The sequence below is a fragment of the Alteromonas sp. G4i35 genome (assembly GCF_054960375.1).
The window spans coordinates 33,000-49,989 of the sequence record NZ_JBHNZD010000010.1; the positions used below are offsets into that span (position 1 = coordinate 33,000).

At 39.3% G+C, this 16,990-nt stretch carries 11 protein-coding genes; 5 read left to right on the forward strand and 6 right to left on the reverse strand.

All coding sequences use genetic code 11. From position 1 onward, the window contains the following. The first annotated feature begins 36 nt into the window (after positions 1-36). Complete coding sequence (locus tag ACFI6L_RS07830; RefSeq protein ID WP_462573718.1) at positions 37-615, forward strand: hypothetical protein; 579 nt, start codon at positions 37-39, stop codon at positions 613-615. A gap of 57 nt (positions 616-672) precedes the next feature. Here the strand turns inward: ACFI6L_RS07830 and dndA are convergent, their stop codons facing one another. After that, complete coding sequence (gene dndA, locus ACFI6L_RS07835) at positions 673-1,797, reverse strand: cysteine desulfurase DndA (RefSeq protein WP_462573719.1); 1,125 nt, start codon at positions 1,795-1,797, stop codon at positions 673-675. A 125-nt stretch (positions 1,798-1,922) separates the two neighbouring features. Here dndA and dndB point away from each other — a divergent pair, with 125 nt between their 5' ends. Genes dndB through dndE form a run of 4 tightly spaced genes read left to right on the forward strand, consistent with a single transcriptional unit; the run spans position 1,923 to position 7,024 of the window. Continuing rightward, positions 1,923-3,014, forward strand: coding sequence for a DNA sulfur modification protein DndB (dndB, locus tag ACFI6L_RS07840; protein ID WP_462573720.1), 1,092 nt, complete (start codon positions 1,923-1,925; stop codon positions 3,012-3,014). Further along, positions 3,011-4,708 (forward strand): DNA phosphorothioation system sulfurtransferase DndC, encoded by a 1,698-nt coding sequence (gene dndC / locus ACFI6L_RS07845; RefSeq protein WP_462573721.1) that lies wholly within the window; start codon positions 3,011-3,013, stop codon positions 4,706-4,708. The genes dndB and dndC overlap by 4 nt, the downstream gene beginning before the upstream one ends. Further along, positions 4,708-6,678, forward strand: coding sequence for a DNA sulfur modification protein DndD (gene dndD / locus ACFI6L_RS07850; protein ID WP_462573722.1), 1,971 nt, complete (start codon positions 4,708-4,710; stop codon positions 6,676-6,678). The genes dndC and dndD overlap by 1 nt, the downstream gene beginning before the upstream one ends. Beyond that, entirely contained in the window at positions 6,671-7,024 is a 354-nt protein-coding gene (gene dndE / locus ACFI6L_RS07855) for a DNA sulfur modification protein DndE (RefSeq protein WP_462573723.1), read from the forward strand. The genes dndD and dndE overlap by 8 nt, the downstream gene beginning before the upstream one ends. Positions 7,025-7,078: 54 nt before the next feature. On the opposite strand, the gene ACFI6L_RS07860 is transcribed toward dndE, so the two are convergent. The 5 genes from ACFI6L_RS07860 to dptF are packed head-to-tail and all read right to left on the reverse strand — an operon-like array spanning position 7,079 to position 16,927. Beyond that, positions 7,079-7,957 carry a hypothetical protein gene (locus ACFI6L_RS07860; RefSeq protein WP_462573724.1) on the reverse strand — a complete coding sequence of 293 codons (879 nt, stop codon included), beginning with the start codon at positions 7,955-7,957 and terminating at the stop codon, positions 7,079-7,081. A gap of 1 nt (position 7,958) precedes the next feature. Then, positions 7,959-8,939 carry a DGQHR domain-containing protein gene (locus ACFI6L_RS07865; protein WP_462573725.1) on the reverse strand — a complete coding sequence of 327 codons (981 nt, stop codon included), beginning with the start codon at positions 8,937-8,939 and terminating at the stop codon, positions 7,959-7,961. Between the two features lie 15 nt (positions 8,940-8,954). Then, a complete protein-coding gene (dptH, locus tag ACFI6L_RS07870; RefSeq protein ID WP_462573726.1) occupies positions 8,955-14,006 on the reverse strand; it encodes a DNA phosphorothioation-dependent restriction protein DptH in 5,052 nt (1,683 codons plus the stop codon). After that, on the reverse strand, positions 13,987-15,306 hold the full coding sequence (dptG, locus tag ACFI6L_RS07875) for a DNA phosphorothioation-dependent restriction protein DptG (protein WP_462573727.1): 1,320 nt from the start codon (positions 15,304-15,306) through the stop codon (positions 13,987-13,989). Before dptG ends, dptH begins: the two co-directional genes overlap by 20 nt. Before the next feature lies 1 nt (position 15,307). Next, positions 15,308-16,927 (reverse strand): DNA phosphorothioation-dependent restriction protein DptF, encoded by a 1,620-nt coding sequence (dptF, locus tag ACFI6L_RS07880; protein ID WP_462573728.1) that lies wholly within the window; start codon positions 16,925-16,927, stop codon positions 15,308-15,310. Positions 16,928-16,990 lie beyond the last annotated feature (63 nt).

The following is a 16,990-nucleotide window of genomic DNA, read 5'->3' on the forward strand; positions in this document are numbered from 1 at the left end:
TCTTTAACTTAATTAAATCAATATATTGAGTGTTGAATGAAATTTAAGTTATCAGAAGAAGTAAAGAAAATATCCAATGTCGCGCTAAAGGATTTAGATCGAACTCTTTGGGAGCTTCCTGAGTATTATTTAAGTGTAAAGTTAGCTGAATCTGCGAAAAAGCAGGGCTATTCATTTGAGCTAGAGATGAGTACTAAAGAGATCGAGGAAGAGCTAAGTATAGCACTACGCGAGTCTACACGGCACGGTAGAATAGACTTAGTCATTCGAACTTCTCAACAAAAAAATTTATCTCATCTCATAGAGATAAAGAGAAGGCTTGGTCTTCACAAAACAACTAAGGATGTTTTGCGACTCGCTGAGTTTTGCTCTGCTTCAACCAAAAAATCTGCAAAGAAAGCGTTCTTAGTTGTAGTTACAAGAGCAAGCACCAAAACTATAGAAAAAAGAGAAGGTGAATTGCAAGATAAGCTAGATTTACATTTTAAGAATAGAAAGCAGGCTGCTGTTATTAAAGTTAAAGAAATTATTTCTATTGCTGAGTACAAAAATTGCGATAAAACTGACTGGAAAGATGAACACGTAGTTATAATGCAAATAACGGCAAAGTCTTAACTGATGAAGCGTTAATAATATGCTGCTTGATTACCACTTTGGCAATCAAGCAGTAATCTAAATTAGGTTTTTAAAACGTTCTTCAATTAAGTCTAATGGAATGTCATCAGTCATATGCGACCAAGATACTCTAATAGACCCTGCGATTTCGTCCTCAGTAAGCCCCATAGCAGTTAAAACATGTGATGGTTGGTAGCTTGAAGATGTACATGCAGAACCATTCGAAACTGCTATCACATCTTTCAACATAACCATCGCTGCTTCTGAATTCACGCCGGGTATATAAAAATTAGCAACAAAGGGGGAAGTGTTTTCGCCGATAACCTTTCCTCCAAGCCTACTAATTGAAGCCAAGAATTTTTCTTTTATTTTTGTGCTGTGGTTCTGCCAATCAACCTTATTCTTTTGAGCCAATTCACAGGCTAAGCCAAAACCTGCTATTAATTGGACAGGTAGCGTGCCAGGTCTAAGCCCTTTTTCTTGACCTCCACCGAAATAGACTGGTTTAAGCGGAGCTTTCAAGAAACCACGTTTTCGAGTTACTAATGCTCCCACGCCCTTGGGTGCGTAGAGTTTGTGCCCACTTGCACTGATAAAATCAATTCTGCTGTTATCCAGCTCGTCACTTAATTTACCGAAGCTTTGAGCGGCATCGACATGAAAATAGGCATTGTGATCATTAAGTAAATCACAAATGGCTTCAACTGGCTGAATACTTCCGGTTTCGTTATTAACATGCATAACAGAAACTAGAACGGTATCTTCTCTCAGTGCTTTACCGATACTTTCTACATCAATCACTCCAGACTGGTCGGGTTTGATGTAGGTTACCTCGAAACCGTGGCTCACAAGGTTTTCAATAGGTTCAAGTACCGCTTTGTGTTCAATGGCGGTAGTGATGATGTGCTTTTTGTTATTCTTTTCGGCGTACTCTTTTAAGCCCAGAATCGCAATATTGTTACTTTCTGTGGCGCCGCTTGTGAAAATGACCTCTGACTTATCAGCTTTAACTACATCGGCTACCTGCTTCCTTGCTTTTTCAACAGCCTGTTTTGCAGTGGCACCGAATGGATGAGTTCTGCTTCCGGCATTTCCGTATTCCTCTACCATTAGTTTAAAAACTAAATCTGCTACTTCTGGCAGTACGGGGGCAGTTGCGTTGTAATCTAAATATGTAGTCATCACTTTCTATTAATACTTACCAAGGTACAGGCGACATCTTGAAATTTGTGTTGTACTATACCACCATTTTGTTCGTAAGAACATTTCTCGAATTGTACGAACGGTAATTAACTTTAAGTCCAAATATGTCACAGATAGCATCAGGGATGTCCTTTCCGGCAATCAAAGGACAGCAGGCAAATGACGAATACTTTATCGTAATGTGCCCCTTAAAAAGACTGAAAAAGATATTCAGTTTTGATGAAGGGCAACTGCCTGTAGATAAACGAGCGCAGCGGATCATCAATGAAGAGCGCATTCCTGATATTGCTAATTATATATTAGCCAACAGAGATGATTACGTATTCTCAGCGCTTACGGCATGTATTGACGGTGAGTCGGAGTTTATAGCTATTGGCGAAGCCAAACACGAGCAAAAAATTGGCACGCTAGTTATTGATGAAGATGCCGAATTGTATATCACAGACGGTCAGCATCGGAACGCAGCTATTCAAGAAGCGTTGACACAAGACCCAACACTGGGTGATGAAACGATTTCTATTGTTTTCTTCGCAAGTAAATCATTAGAAGAACGCCAGAAAATCTTTAAAGATTTAAATCTATACCCAGTTAAGACGGATTCATCATTAAGCATTACTTACGGTGATAGTCCTGACGCAAAGCTTTCAAAAACGGTAATTTTCGAAAGCGAGCAGTTGCGCAAACTAGTTCACATGGAAAAAAGTAACCTCGGACCTCGCTCTAAAAAGTTAGTAAGTCACAGCGCTGTGAACACTGCTACAAAGGCGCTTTTGGGCAATATTACCGAGGCAAACTATCAAGAATTAATACCCATTGCCTCAGAATATTGGCATGAAGTTTTAGTAAACATGCCGAGCTGGATACTCGTCTGTAACGACGAAGCCTCTGGCGGTGAAATCAGGGAAGAATCAATCAATGCGTATTCCGTTACTTTCCATGCGTTAGGGCTACTTGGCTGTTGGTTACTCAAGCATGACAAAAAGTGGAAACAAACTCTAAAACGATTGAAAAAGGTCGATTGGTCTAGAAGTAACTCCGACTGGGCGGGGAGGTGTGTTGTCAATGGAAGCATGTACAACAACACAAAAGCAGCCAAGTTAACGTGTATCAAAATCAAACAATTGATGAGTATAAAGCTGTCTGAAAGCGAACTATTAGCGGAACAGGCGTTGCAAAAAGAGGTTACTCAACAATGAGCCAAGTAAGTATTCAATCAGCTTTTAATGAAGTTGGTTTAAAAAACTCCGTTTCACAGTCAATCGAACATGTGAAAAAACTCTACCTTAGTGACAGTATCCCTTGGGTTATCGGTTATAGCGGCGGTAAAGACTCTACAGCTACACTGCAGTTGGTGTGGTATGCCCTTCAAGAATTAGAGAAGGAAGGCAAGGCAGAAAAGAAAGTACATGTAATCAGTACTGACACTTTAGTTGAAAACCCAGTTGTGTCTTCATGGGTAAACAAGTCGTTAGAGAAAATGAATGCGGCAGCTGAAGAACAGAATTTACCGATTTTCCCTCATAAGCTAGTTCCCGAAGTTAAAAACCGTTTCTGGTACAACTTAATAGGTAAGGGCTATCCCGCACCGCGAGCTAAATTTCGCTGGTGTACAGACCGTCTTAAAATATCGCCGTCTAATAGCTTCATACAAAACCTTGCTGACAAGAATGGCGAAGCAATTTTGGTTTTAGGAACGCGAAAGGCAGAAAGCTCTGCCAGGGCGGCCAGCATGGATAGGTTTGAAAGCTCAGAAACGAATACCCGGAAAGCATTAGGTTTAACAGAAAACGGTTCGTTGGATAGAGTGTGGGTTTATACGCCGATAGCCCATTGGGCCAATGATGATGTATGGATCTATTTAAACAGTATAAAAAATCCGTGGGATTTTCCAAATCATGACTTAATGGGTATGTATCAAGGCGCAACGGAAGGCGGAGAGTGCCCATTAGTTGTTGATAAATCGACGCAAAGTTGTGGCGACAGCCGATTTGGTTGTTACGTTTGCACCATGGTTTCGGAAGATAAATCAATGAATGCCATGATCGCTAACGACGACGAGAAAGAGTGGATGATGCCACTCGTCATGCTTAGAAACGAAATTGAAGTTAATGATGCCAATCATGAAAAGAAATTAGAAAAGCTAAGACGAGATAAAGGCAATCGTGACTTCAGGCGCATGAACGGAACTTTAACCGTACATGTTACTAAACACGGCGCAGACCTCGTGCCCGGCCCATATGTTCAGTCGTTTAGAGAGCATATGCTGAGAAAAGTGCTAGAGGCGCAAGTAGCTGTCCAGCAAATGGCTCCTTCAGAAGTAAATGACCTAGAACTAATTTCTATCGAAGAATTAGAAGGTATAAGAGAAGTGTGGCTTAACGATAAGCATGAAGCAGAGGACTCTCTACCTTTAATTTACGAGCAAGTTATTGGAAAAGCATATCCGGGTAAACGTAGAGCGCATCACCCGATAATGAACAAGAGCGTGTTAGACAAGCTAAAAGCACATTGTGCAGAGCAGGGCGATGAAGATGGCTTGCTCTATCAGCAAATGCGAGCTGTACTAAACGTTTCTAACAAATACAGAAATCAGCTGCGTCGTGCCAAGTTGAAAGATGAACTCAATGATGTACTAGATAAAGGTGCGTTTGATAACTTATTCGAGGCGAAAAAATTCGCGTTAGAACGAGAAAGGCACCGAAGACAAATAGAGCTAGAACATATCCAAATTAAGATAACTAATTCCCAAGCAGAAAACGCGCAAAGTGATGCTGTAAAAGAATTGCAGCAACAGCAAGAGTCACTAGAAGAGAGTATCGCAATTATAACGAAGTCATTGAAAGAAGACGGTTATAGCTCTTTATTAATTGAGAGTGTGGAAAACGTCTAATGCAACTTAAATCATTAACCATAGAAAACTTTGGAATCTACAAAGGTGTCCACACTGTCGATTTAACGGTAACAGAAGAAAAGCCTATTGTATTATTCGGCGGCTTAAATGGCGGCGGAAAAACGACCTTTTTAGATGCGCTGCAGTTGGTTTTATATGGAAAACACGCTAAATGCTCCAATCGCGGTACCCAAGCGTTTGGCTCTTTTTTGGCAAGTACCAAAAATAGATTTTCTGACCAAACTGAAAATGTTTCATTAACGCTTGAGTTTACGCATAAAGCTGAAACTGATGAATACACTTATATCGTTAAGCGAGCTTGGGCGGTTGCCAGCAGCCCTGAAAATACAAAAGATAAATTAAAAGTTTTCTGTAACGGCGAGGTAGATGAGTTTGTAAGTTCAAACTGGGATGATTTCGTAAATGAATTTATACCACAGTCACTATCCGACTTATTCTTCTTCGACGGTGAAAAAATTGAAAACCTAGCGAACCCAGAAAGAAGCTCTGAGCTTATCCAAACCGGATTAGAGAATTTATTAGGCCTAGATTTACTAACTCAGTTACGTTCAGATTTAACCGTTATCGAAAACGAGCGTAAAAAAAACAATATCGATGAAAACCTAATAAAAAGAGTTTCAGACTGTGAAGATGAAATAGGCGAGCACGATATTGTGTTACGCGCTTTAAGAAATGAAGCTGCAAGTTTAGAAGAAGAAATAAGTGCCCTTAATGTAGCTATCAAAAAAGCACGACAGACCGCTCGCATGTCTGGGGCTCACCTGATTGAAGAACGTGACTCAATAAAATTTGAACTTGGCGCGATAGATCGCCAATTAAAAGATAACTTACAGCAAAGGGTAAAAATTGATGCTGGCGCATGTCCACTTGGACTTATACCAAAGCTGTTAGAGGAAACTAAACAGCAGATAGCAATAGAAGAGAAAGCAAAACAAGCTAAAGAGCTCGACGCTTCAATTTCTGACTATGAAGCACAGATATTGAATACTTTAACGCAAGGTAAGGTCGACACGAATACTCTAAACGCTATTAATCAACTTGTTGAAAATAATCAGAGCGAACGCAGAAGCTTCGCTGCCAGCGACTGCTACATCGATTTACCATCAAGCATTTTCACCGGGCTTGATGAGCGTATTGTAAGCGAGCAAGCTGAACGCAAAAAGTTAATTAAGCTTCGTGAAGAGTTAGAAGAGAAGCAAGCGTTATTTATTAAGCAAGAAGAAGCAATACCGGATTATAACGACGTAAAAGCTATTCTAAGTGAACTTGCAGCACTCGAAGCAGAATTTGAGAGTAAGACTACGCTGTTAGAACATAACAAAGCGCTTTTAGCACAAGCAATTGCAAAACGTGACGTGTTAAATACAAGATATACAAGCCTTTTAACTCAGCAAAACAAAGATACGTTTGAACAAAAACGCACACTTCAAGTTTGTGACCATGTGAACAAGCTAAAAGCGACTATGCATAGTTTCGCTAAATCGATGATTAAAGAAAACATAGCGCTAATTGAACAAAAAATAGCTGAAAAGTTTATCGGGCTAACTCGTAAAGATAGCTTAATCAACGCTGTTTCTGTGGATACAGAAACCTTTAGCCTAACGTTGCTTAGCCATGAGGGAGAAGAGCTAGCGCCAAGTCGCCTTTCTGCAGGTGAAAGACAGCTGCTTGCAATTGCTATTCTGTCAGCGTTGGCTGAAGCTTCAGGCAAAGAACTTCCAACGGTTATCGATACACCTTTAGGGCGTTTAGACGGCAAACATCGGACCAAACTTATTAAAAACTACTTCCCAAAAGCCGCAAGCCAAGTATTGCTTCTTTCAACTGACGAGGAAATTACGGGTAAGTATTACAGCGATTTAAAGCCGTTCGTAAATCGTGAATATCAAATTTCTTTTGACGAAGTACATAAATCATCGACTATTTCAGAGGGCTACTTCAATGGCTAACACTATCGATACAATCAGGCTTTCTGAAAAGCAAAAACAGCAGCTTATCCGCCTGAAATCTAAGACAGGTATTGATAATTGGAACGTACTTTGCCGGTGGGCTTTGTGTATGTCACTAGCGGAAGAGACAGTTCCACCCATTGAAGATATACCGTCTGACAGTAATGTTGAGATGAGTTGGAAGGTGTTTGCTGGGGAGTATGCGGATGTTTATCTTGCAGTTCTTAGATACACATTCGAAAAACACAAGCACCTATATGAAAACACCTCACTAAGTGACTTCTTCAAAATTCACCTCAATAGAGGCATTAGTTTTTACTTAACTCGTAGCAATTTACTCAATTGATTCGCTGTATTTAACATGGCCTGCCGTAAAGCAGACCATGTTAGTCAAGAACGACTAATCTAAAATTTTGTTTTTGAGATCAAGTATCGTTTGGCGAAGAATTGCTTCAATATAAATTATTGCGTAGGCATCTTTTTGTTTATTTGAATATTTTTTGAAATTTCTAGGCAGCGACAAAATACTTTTTCTTCCTGTTGTGCTCAAAAAAGTCCGAATTTCTGTAATTTCATCACAAAAACTTAAATCATATGCGTTTGCGTATGAATAATTCCAATCATTCCTCACGTTATTAGGTGTCTGCAAAAGTTTGTTACTTGAGTTAAATATGGCTTTAACTAACTTTACAGCATCAACCTTTGTATTCCTTATATCTGCTTGTGCGTGAAAATCCATAATCTCCAGCATATTTCTCCAAGCCAGATCATGTGGCTGAGATTTTTGCCTCGCTGAAAATCTTATAGCTATGTAATCATTGGTATCATAATTTAGTATCCCAATGTAATTACCACTCTCTAAAGCCAAAGAGCTATTGGTTTGCGATATTATTGATTTACAGTGATCTTTTTTTAAGTAGAGATTATACCTTCCGAATAGTTTTGACAATTCAACTGCTGCGTAGAAAGCAGAATAATAAGTTGAGACTAGCAACCAAGCAACAGGAGTTTTCCTAGAAGCTGTACTTAAAAACTTTGATTGTTCAGTGACTTTTTGCACCGAAAAATAAAAATCTGTTGCTAAAATTTGAAAGAAGTTGTTTTGAGAAATTTTCACTTCAAACTCTCTTTCACCCAAAATCTTTACGTCAATATTATCACCATTTAGCAATGTTTCCTTGAATGTCCCTCTGATAGTGGGAACTTCGATTTCTTGAGGTGTATATTCCAACTTACTCAATCTATCGAGAACGGCATCCTTAATGTATCCAACCGGCATGTTAAAAAATATCGTCGCTTATATCTATTTTTTTAGAAATTGCTGTAACTATTTCTTCGCTTAAGTCCTTTATAGCAGCTTTATTTGTACCAGTATGGAGGTCCCAGTTAATATTGGAAATAGGTTCTATTGCTGATTCAAAATTAACTTTTTTATATCCCCCATAATTAACTTTTGCAACATGACATATATCAATAAATGCAAACATTACAGCTTGAAAAAATGCTGAATTGGATAATTTTTTATTGTCGCCAAAAATATCTACAGTAACCGCTTCTAATGCCTGTAGAAAATTGATCAAGACTTTTTTCTTTTGTTCTAGAGTAAATGCATTAAATGGAGCTTTATTCAAAATCGGCTTGATAGCGTTTTGGAAAGCTACGTGCGATAATTTTCCACTTACACTTTTTGTTCTGGCCATTTTAGATGATAAAGGCGAGGCTACGTTGTTATCTAGTTCATCGAATAAAGTCTTAAGCAAAAACTCTTCGCTGTTTTCTTCGGCGGTAAATTTTTCTAGCTCTAAACGTAATGTTTTCGGGACACCTAATTGGAATCCGTTGACATCCAGAAAGTATTGAACCTCGGTAGGCTTATCCAGCCCGAAAAAAATGCAAACAGGGAGGTAGACATCAACATCTGTTTTGTAAGCTCCATAAAGTCGATGCTGTCCATCGATCACTAATAAGCTACCCTTATCTTTCTTTAATGTAAGTTTTTTCTTTTTCTCATCGTATTCTGCTTTTTTGGAAGTAGAGCTAAGGATTAAGGAGCCTGGAATCAAATTTCCTTCGCTTAAATAATTAGAAATCTTATTTACCCTACCTTTCCCCAAAGTTCTTTGATATCCGCTTTCGGGGTCTTCCTCCGCTCTAGTTACAGTACTCAGCTCAAACAAAGTTTTTGCTTCTATGCTAGCCAAATAAAACTGGCTATCATTATAACTTATTTCAATCGCATCGATTTCTAGTTGTTCGGACAATTTAAATCCTCCTTTTTAAAGGTTAATTCTTGCACATTGAATTCTTACTAATTTACCCTCGGACTTAAGATAGGCGTCGCCCTTCCCATTAAGAACTTCAGCACCTTGTTCATCTAAAATAACCCTACTCTCAGTGCCGTTTTTTACCCGAAGAGCTAACTGTGCAGGAAGGTTAGAACGAAGGTTCGTGCTTATCACATCCCCACTGGGTTTTTGCGTGGCAATAATTAGATGAATACCAGCTGCACGAGCTTTCTGGGCTAGACGCTTAAGCTCCGCTTCGATATCCTTTTTCATCTCTCTATCAGAAGTGAGATCAGCGTATTCATCTAGCACTAAAACCCACCAAGGAATTCGCTCTTCATCGCTCACTCTCGCGTTGTAATCCGGGAGAGATCTAACGCCGGCTTTTTTGAATGCGGCATATCTGCTTTGCATCTCTTCTACCGCTTCGCTTAATAGTTCGAGTGCGTCAGCGTCGTCCCAGCCAATTTGCCCTAGTAAATGAGGGTATCGCTCAAAATCGTTAAGCTCAGTACCTTTCGGGTCAATCAGCATTAATCGCAATTCTGATGCGTTGTAATGTTCACACATGCCATACAAAATGGTGTTGAGTGCTTCTGATTTACCGCTACCTGTTGTGCCGCCGATAAGAAGGTGAGGGCAGTTAGAAGATGAAAAGTTTATTTTTACAACGTTTCCAAACCGGTCCTCCCCCAATGGCACTTCCAATGCGTTAACTGGGCGTTTCCAGGACGGCCAGATGTCCTCTTGGTCAACAAAGTATCGCTGGCTGTCGCTTTTGGGCACATCGATCGTCACGCAGCCCTTATCTATCGCGAACCCCACTTCTTGCTCTTGTTCAAGCCTTAGGTCGAGCTTTAATGCCTGCGACTTTTCAAATAGCTTTCGTGGGTCTGTGCCGGGATTAAGTTCAACCCTGAAAAGTATTGAAGCTGGTCCTTCAACGTAAGGCGCCTCGCTAGTAGGTTTTGAAACTGGGATATTGTAGCTGTAGTAACAATCGATAATGCGTTGATAAAGCTCTTCTAACTCTCCTTCAGGCATTTTTTTGCGCTTCGCTTCTATCTGCTGCACACTGTCTGTTTCAGCAGGTGGCGCAGACTGTTCACTCATCGTATTGTTTTCTATTTCAATGTCAGTTTCAGTACTAACTGCGGGTACTGTCTCATCACTTCCAGAATAAGACGCTATTGGTTCTATTTGCGTTTCGCCATCCAGAATATATTTATCTTCTATGTGATATAGGTTTACTGGTTTTAATTCGGCGTAAAGTTTTTGCAGTGGTGTTCGAAGTAGGTGACTTATGTTGCCCTGTGAATCGGTCAAATCACCGGCTGGAATCTCTATTTTTAAGACATCTTGAACCTGAGTAAAGCTGGCCTTAGTAAAGTCCTTATCTTCAACATTTACGAACAACATTGCCTCTGGATAGTTGGTTAATTGCGCTAGGCTATAATCGCCCTGTAACCACCAAGCAAAGTTGTCTGTAACTGGTTTGAAATAGTCATTTGGGTATACGTCATAAAGCTTGTACTTATCAATTTGCATCATAATCTGACGAATAAACAAACCGCGGTACAAATGACTAGCCAAACTGGTTTTACCTAATAGCTCTTCAAAGTAGAGTTTAAGTTCTTTGGCCTGCTTTACGCCCTTGCTGTGTGTCTGTCTTTTCCCCGTTTTAACTTCAACAGGTAAAAGGATAAGCTTGCGGTCTTTGAAGCCTACAAATAAAACGTCATCTGATATAGCGCCAGACTTGAAGCCCTGCGAGAATCTCGAAAAGTCACTTTCTTTCGCTTTTAAGCCAAGATTTCCCGCTACCCTTATGATTTCAGCGATAGAGAGTGGTACCCACGTAATGTCTGACTTGTGTAGTAGGCAGTTAACAAATTTGTATGCGCCTAAAATGCCTCTTTTTTCCTTTCGCTCATTACTATTAGCGGTAACCAAGTTAAGTAACCATTCGCCATTGAATGCATTAAACTCTCCAATAAGGCCGCCGTTATCGTTATCCAGTACCTTGTGATAGAGGTCAGTCTGCTCAGTTACCGTGATGGCATCATAGTTAACTGAGTTAGTGTAGTTATCTGAATAATGAATAAGCACCACATCCTTTTCACCCTCAAAGAAATCTAACGTTACTTTGGGGTCGATAATGGTGGTCCAAATTGAATTTTTGTAAGAAACATCAAGCAGCTTTTTAAAGCTGTCAGTTACCACTAATGCCTGAGATCTTGTCGGTGTATATTGCACATGATTTGAGCGAGCTGGTTTAATAAGTGCAGAGTACTTTTCTATAAGCTTCAGAGGTGCAGAGCTCTCCGTATTTACTCCCTCTAAACCAAAAGCTGTATAAAAGCTGCCGTGCTTATTAGATGCAGCTTCGCCAGGCATTAAACCATGACATACAACTCCGCTTTTTTGCTTAAGAACATTTATATCTTCGGCTTTAACACGCGCATTATTTTTGAAGAAACAAATATGTGCGTACGCCTGAGAATCGTGAGTGTCCGTTATCTGGAACTTGCTGTAGGTTAGTCGCGTGCGTAGCAGGTCAACAATCGTATCTGCCTGTTCTTTGATTGACCCTCTGTTTAATTCACATAGATTTTTTATTTCATCGTAACTTGCAGTGTCTGCAAACCTATCGAACCACGTGTAATGGTCTTCTTCGTTATATAGATTTACGTGAATGCGCGTAATTTTACCTTTTTTACGCTTCACATAATCTACAACGCCTAAAAATAACTCTTCATTATGTAAGTTGTTTACAGAGTTTATGATTAGTGTTGTTTTACTACCGGCAGTAAATAGGTGCTTGAACGCTGCCGTGAACTTCTCGACTTTGTCTGAAACTAAAGACCGAACATAGTCATAGCTACTATCTTGCTGTGGGATTAATCTAGACCAAAATACATTTTCTTTTTCCGCATGGTTATAGGAAAAATCATGAGCAGGATCGTAGATAAATGGTAGTAAACCGTGCGCACTCAATCGGTTTATTGTGATCGAAGGCAATTCTTTGAAGCTGCCTGAATCGAGTTTATCGCTAAGCAAAGCGTCTGCTACGTTCAAGTTATAGGCTAATACAGCTGGGTGGAATGGAGTAATATATTCCTGAGTGCTTTCTCGCTCTTCAAACTCAGCAAAGCCTATTAGTACTAACTTCTTATGCGCTTGGCTTAGCGGGGCATCGAATGGAATCTTAGAAATTTCATCGATATATATATCAACGATTCTTGATACGATTTCTCTGAACTCCGGCTCCCAACCGGCAATACTGATTAATGTTCTGTTAGTTACTAGGTAATCGAAGAGCTTATTATATTCAGCGAAAAGATTAGGGTATTCGCTACTAATGTCGTCTAAGCAAACGTCATCTGAAGCGTAATGTTTTGAAAGTACTCGCTCATCTAGAAGGAGCGCTTCATTTTGAAGTAGTTCTAATCTTCGCAGCTTGGGCGCAATTTCTTTACCATCTATAAGTACTTTCGATTTATTCCTGTTGAATTGACCGTTGTAGCCTTTTTCAAACAGGTAGTTAAACCGCCCCTGATCTAGCAGTAAAGGAAGAGTTAACGATTCAGTCGATACTTCACCTTCTACATTGAATAATAGTTCACTGTACTGACCTTGTACGCAGAAAAAGATTTCATCTTTTTCTGAGGCAAGCTTTTTAAAGTCAACAATGCCGTAATCGGCGGCAGAAATTGTTTGGTAATTTTCGGTAATGACGTAAGTTGGTTGTTTATCAATGACTTGCAAAGCTTGGTCGTCAGTTTGTAGTGTTATCCATTTCTTAGCTGGGTCTACTAAGTATATATGTTCAAAGTGAGCTACATCGAAGTCACCTTTTCGAAGAACTAATATACGAAATTTGTGTGTTTCTTGAGGCTTATCTGTTTTGACTTGAAGCGAGAAGTATCGAGCTTCTCCGCCGAAATTGCTAGTTAGTACAACTCTGCTTCTAATCCCACCACTATTGTTGATGTCTACAGATATAGGTGGCTGTTCTTTATTATGTTGTATTGTGCAGCTAGACGTTGAAATGCGCCCGTTAATAAAGGTAAATTCAAGATTGAACTCGCTTTGCTCTTCTTCAAGGAGCAATATTAAATGTCGTTCTCTTTTCCCTGCTCCTTTATCTGATTTGCCTTTTTTCAGTAATTTGCCAGAAAGTGTCGACTCTTTTTCTAATTCCAGAAGGTTTGTACGATTTTTTTGCTGCTCTTGATAGCAAAGTTCTAGCTCTAGACTCTCACGCCACTGGTCCGGGTTTTCTGTTTCAAAATGCTCTTTTACAAAAGCTTCACTGAAGTCTAGAGATGCAAGCTTTTCCGGAAGTTCATTAGGAAAATGCTCTGTAATGAAATTTAATTCATCGCTTAGTCTTTTATTCTCTTGTATGCGAAGTTGTATTTGGTCTTCGTTCTTCCATGACAAAATAGCTTCGTCGTTTAACAGTCCCAGCTCTGGAAATCTTAGGTCGCCATCAGACACCGCATTATAAAGCTCTTCAAAGCCAAACATGGTCGCTTTGTCATCAAGAATTTGATCGAACTGATAGTCTAGTAAGCATTCAGAAACCTTGAGCTTCTCATCATTTTGGTCAAGCTCTTGGTAAAGCATATGCTTTATATTTTCAGGGCTCCAGACGTGTCCTTGTTGTGCAACGTCTTCAGCTGAATTGATTATTGTATCTAAAGACGAGTTATGAATAATGAGTAGGGCGCAACCATTTAATACTTCTGGCTGCGCTGCTATCTCGTCACGTAAATGTGATATGAAATTTTCTGAAAATCCGTTCTCGTCACTATGAAAAACAGGGATAAGTGAAGCTTTCTCATACTCAATACAAGGGAGTTTAGTTCCTTTTACTTCGACATATCTCGATTGCTGTTTCAAAAATGCAGAGTGAAGTTTCTGACCTCTAACATTGTCAGGGGAGGCAAATTGATAGCGATGACCTGGACTTAGAGATTGACCGGCCCAGTTGTTAAAATGAGAAACAAGGAAATCTTCAAACTGTTTTTTTGACATATACTGCATCTCCGCTATCACTCATTCTTTCAACTATTCCCATGCGTTCATAAAAATTGACTAAATTTTGCTGGCTCTGTTTGTCAAAATATATTCCACGACTTTCAAAGGCTTTTATTAACTCATGCAAACGCAACTTTTCATTCTCTCCGATTGCTAAGTTAGTGAGTAAAACAATATAGTCTTGATTGAACGTAAGAACTTGGCCGGCTTGTCCACGTTTTTGAATGAAAGGGGCGCAAATTGTTTTTAAAACACCTTTAACTGCTGTTTGATTATACTCCTCCAAAGTGCCTCGCTTCTTATCAAATTGCCAGTAGGACAAGTTGAGTAGCTGCTGAATAGCGTCTTCAGTAAGTGCTTGTTCTTCGACCGATGTGTGATTTCTGAAAAACTTTGAACGAGCTTCGCTAAAATCTTCCGTAAATTGATTCAATTTAGACAGGGCCGCTGTGTCACCTTTAATAGCATCAAAGAGCTGCCACAAGGGTTTTGTCTCTCCTTTTTCCTGTAGGGTTTCATTTATAACTAAGTAAGGGAAAAGGTAGTTCAAATACTCTACTAATTGCCCATAGCCATAGTTTTGAACGTGAGTCCGTTCTCTACTCGCTTTTTCGTTGTCAACAATGAAGAAACACGGTTTATGAGATGGAGCGCCATTTTTCCAATCTTTTATGTTTAGCGCCAACTGGGAAATGTATAGAAAGCTGTAAAGCTTTATGAAGTCAGAGAACTGCGCAACTAAATAACTGGGGCGCGAATTAAGAAACTCCAAATCCTGTTGGAAGCACTTTGTTAAAAACGGTAGGTATGGAGTTTGGTTTCTTTTGACCGGTTGTTTAACTTTGGTCGAGACGTAGAATGCATCAAATTGAGCTTTAATTTCTTTTGCAAGAATATTTAAGTTTGTCTCAGGCGAAGAATCCACAGAGAAATCGTTTAACAGACTAGTAAGCGTATCGCCAAGCTTTTTGCTGTTAGGGTCAATTTCATCTTTTGTCGCTTTAAACATTAATAATTCTGGTGAAATTTTAAAAAGCTCTTCGTTCTCGAAGTACATCGCTTCTATTTCTTTCCAAAAGTTTGGCTCATCAAGTATTTCTGCAAATCGTTTTTCACAAAGCGCTTTAAACCCGTCAAGTTCAATGTTTAGCAACGCTTTGTTGTAGGCAGAATGAACAAAATATCCAAGAACAGTATCCCAGCAAAATTTGTAATGTTTATCTTTTGTTCTTAAAAAAGGGATATATGTACTCAAGCTATTACTTGATGGAACTTTTTTTAAATCTGACTTCAGCACATTAAACCTCACTTACTTCAATATCATCTTCTTCGACTTTTCGTAGCTCAAATCGCTTGCGCCCTCTTACTACTTGGATATCGTGGGATTGATTGGCTACCTTCGTGATGTCGTCAACTAACTCGTCAAGAATGACAATAGAGCTTTTATCGTGTTTGTTGGGCCTGAAACCACTCACTATTTCGATCAATAAACCAAGTAAATTTATGTTCAATGGTATAGGCCTAATTTTTACTTCACTATCATTAACTTTAACCTTCAAATGAACGTTAAAATATGAAGCTGATTGAGGCTTATCGTTTTGGATGGACTTGTAATCTGGCTTAATATCTAACTTGGCAGTCAGCAGGTAACCGTTAACCTCGGCAGTTAAGTATTGATTTTTACTCAAATATGGAGCATTTCGGTTGATATGCTTGCGAACTGCTTGGATCAAAGTCTTGTTGTAAAAGTTCTTTAAAAGCTCTCTTTCGGCTTTGTCGCCATTGAAGTCACGGTGAAGCTTATAACAATGAATATACTTCTCGATTAGTGACTCTGAAAAGTCGCTTCTGAATTTAGCATGATAGTTATTGGCGTAATTGCCATACCTTAGAGCGTAGAAGAGCCTTAGATATGAGTGTGCTTTTTTTACATTATTTATATCAATATTTGTAAGCGCTTCTCTGAAGTCTTCAAAGTCGCTGTCAGTCAACTTCAATTCAAACGCTAAGATAAACCTATCAATTTGTTTGGTTCTCAAATTTGCAGGATCGAATTCTGCGATTTTTTCTGCCAATTCGTTATCGCCGCCACTAAACAGATTGTCAAACAAATAGCCTGGTCCAGCGAGGAGTCCAAAAACGAAGTCGAGTAACGCTCTGGCAGTTAGGAATTGATCTTTCTTCAAACGGGCTTTAAAAAGCAAATCAATTATTACAGTTTGAACAGAAGGTAAACTCAAAAGCTCATAATTTGCGAATAGCCTTTTACTATCAGTATCATCTTTATTCGCTTTATCTCTATCGTAGAGCTGACGAAGAATATTATCGTTTTGCTGTGTAATTCGCTTTAGGAACTTTTCCGGAAATTCCGCATGGTACTCATTGTCGCCAATTAGAAACTTCGGAAAGTCCTCAAAGTTGATGAAGATAAATTCATCACTGTAGCTCTGACGATCTAAGTATGCTTTTATACTTTGAGCAACATTTTCGTTAGCGCCTTCTTCGGCGTAGTTAGCCAGCATGCCCGTATTGATGCCAATAACGAGAGGAGCATTTCCCGATAGGTAATTTTTTATTTCGCGATCTAAAGTTTGAATAGCATTTTCGTTCGGAGCAAAGCTGTGCGTAGCATCAAGGTGGAAGCGCACTCTCGAGTCAAAAGTCTTTTTACATCGAGTAAGAATTTCAGATTTTCCGTCGCCGCTACTTCCACATAAAAACAAAATTTTTTTATTTTGAGTACTAAGTGCCGATATCGTAGAAAGAACTTTTTCTTCTACAGGCGACTGGATATATAAGTATTCTTTGATTTCGTTAAGAAGAGATGACTTTTGCTCACTGTTTTCTGTCGAGACAGCAAAAGGGGAAGATTTTGATAAAATGGATAAAGCCTCAATGAAGCTTACATTGTCTACCATGCGATGAACCTCCCTATTTCTTTTAGACAACACACAGCATTTCACCTGCTGCTCTAAAATATT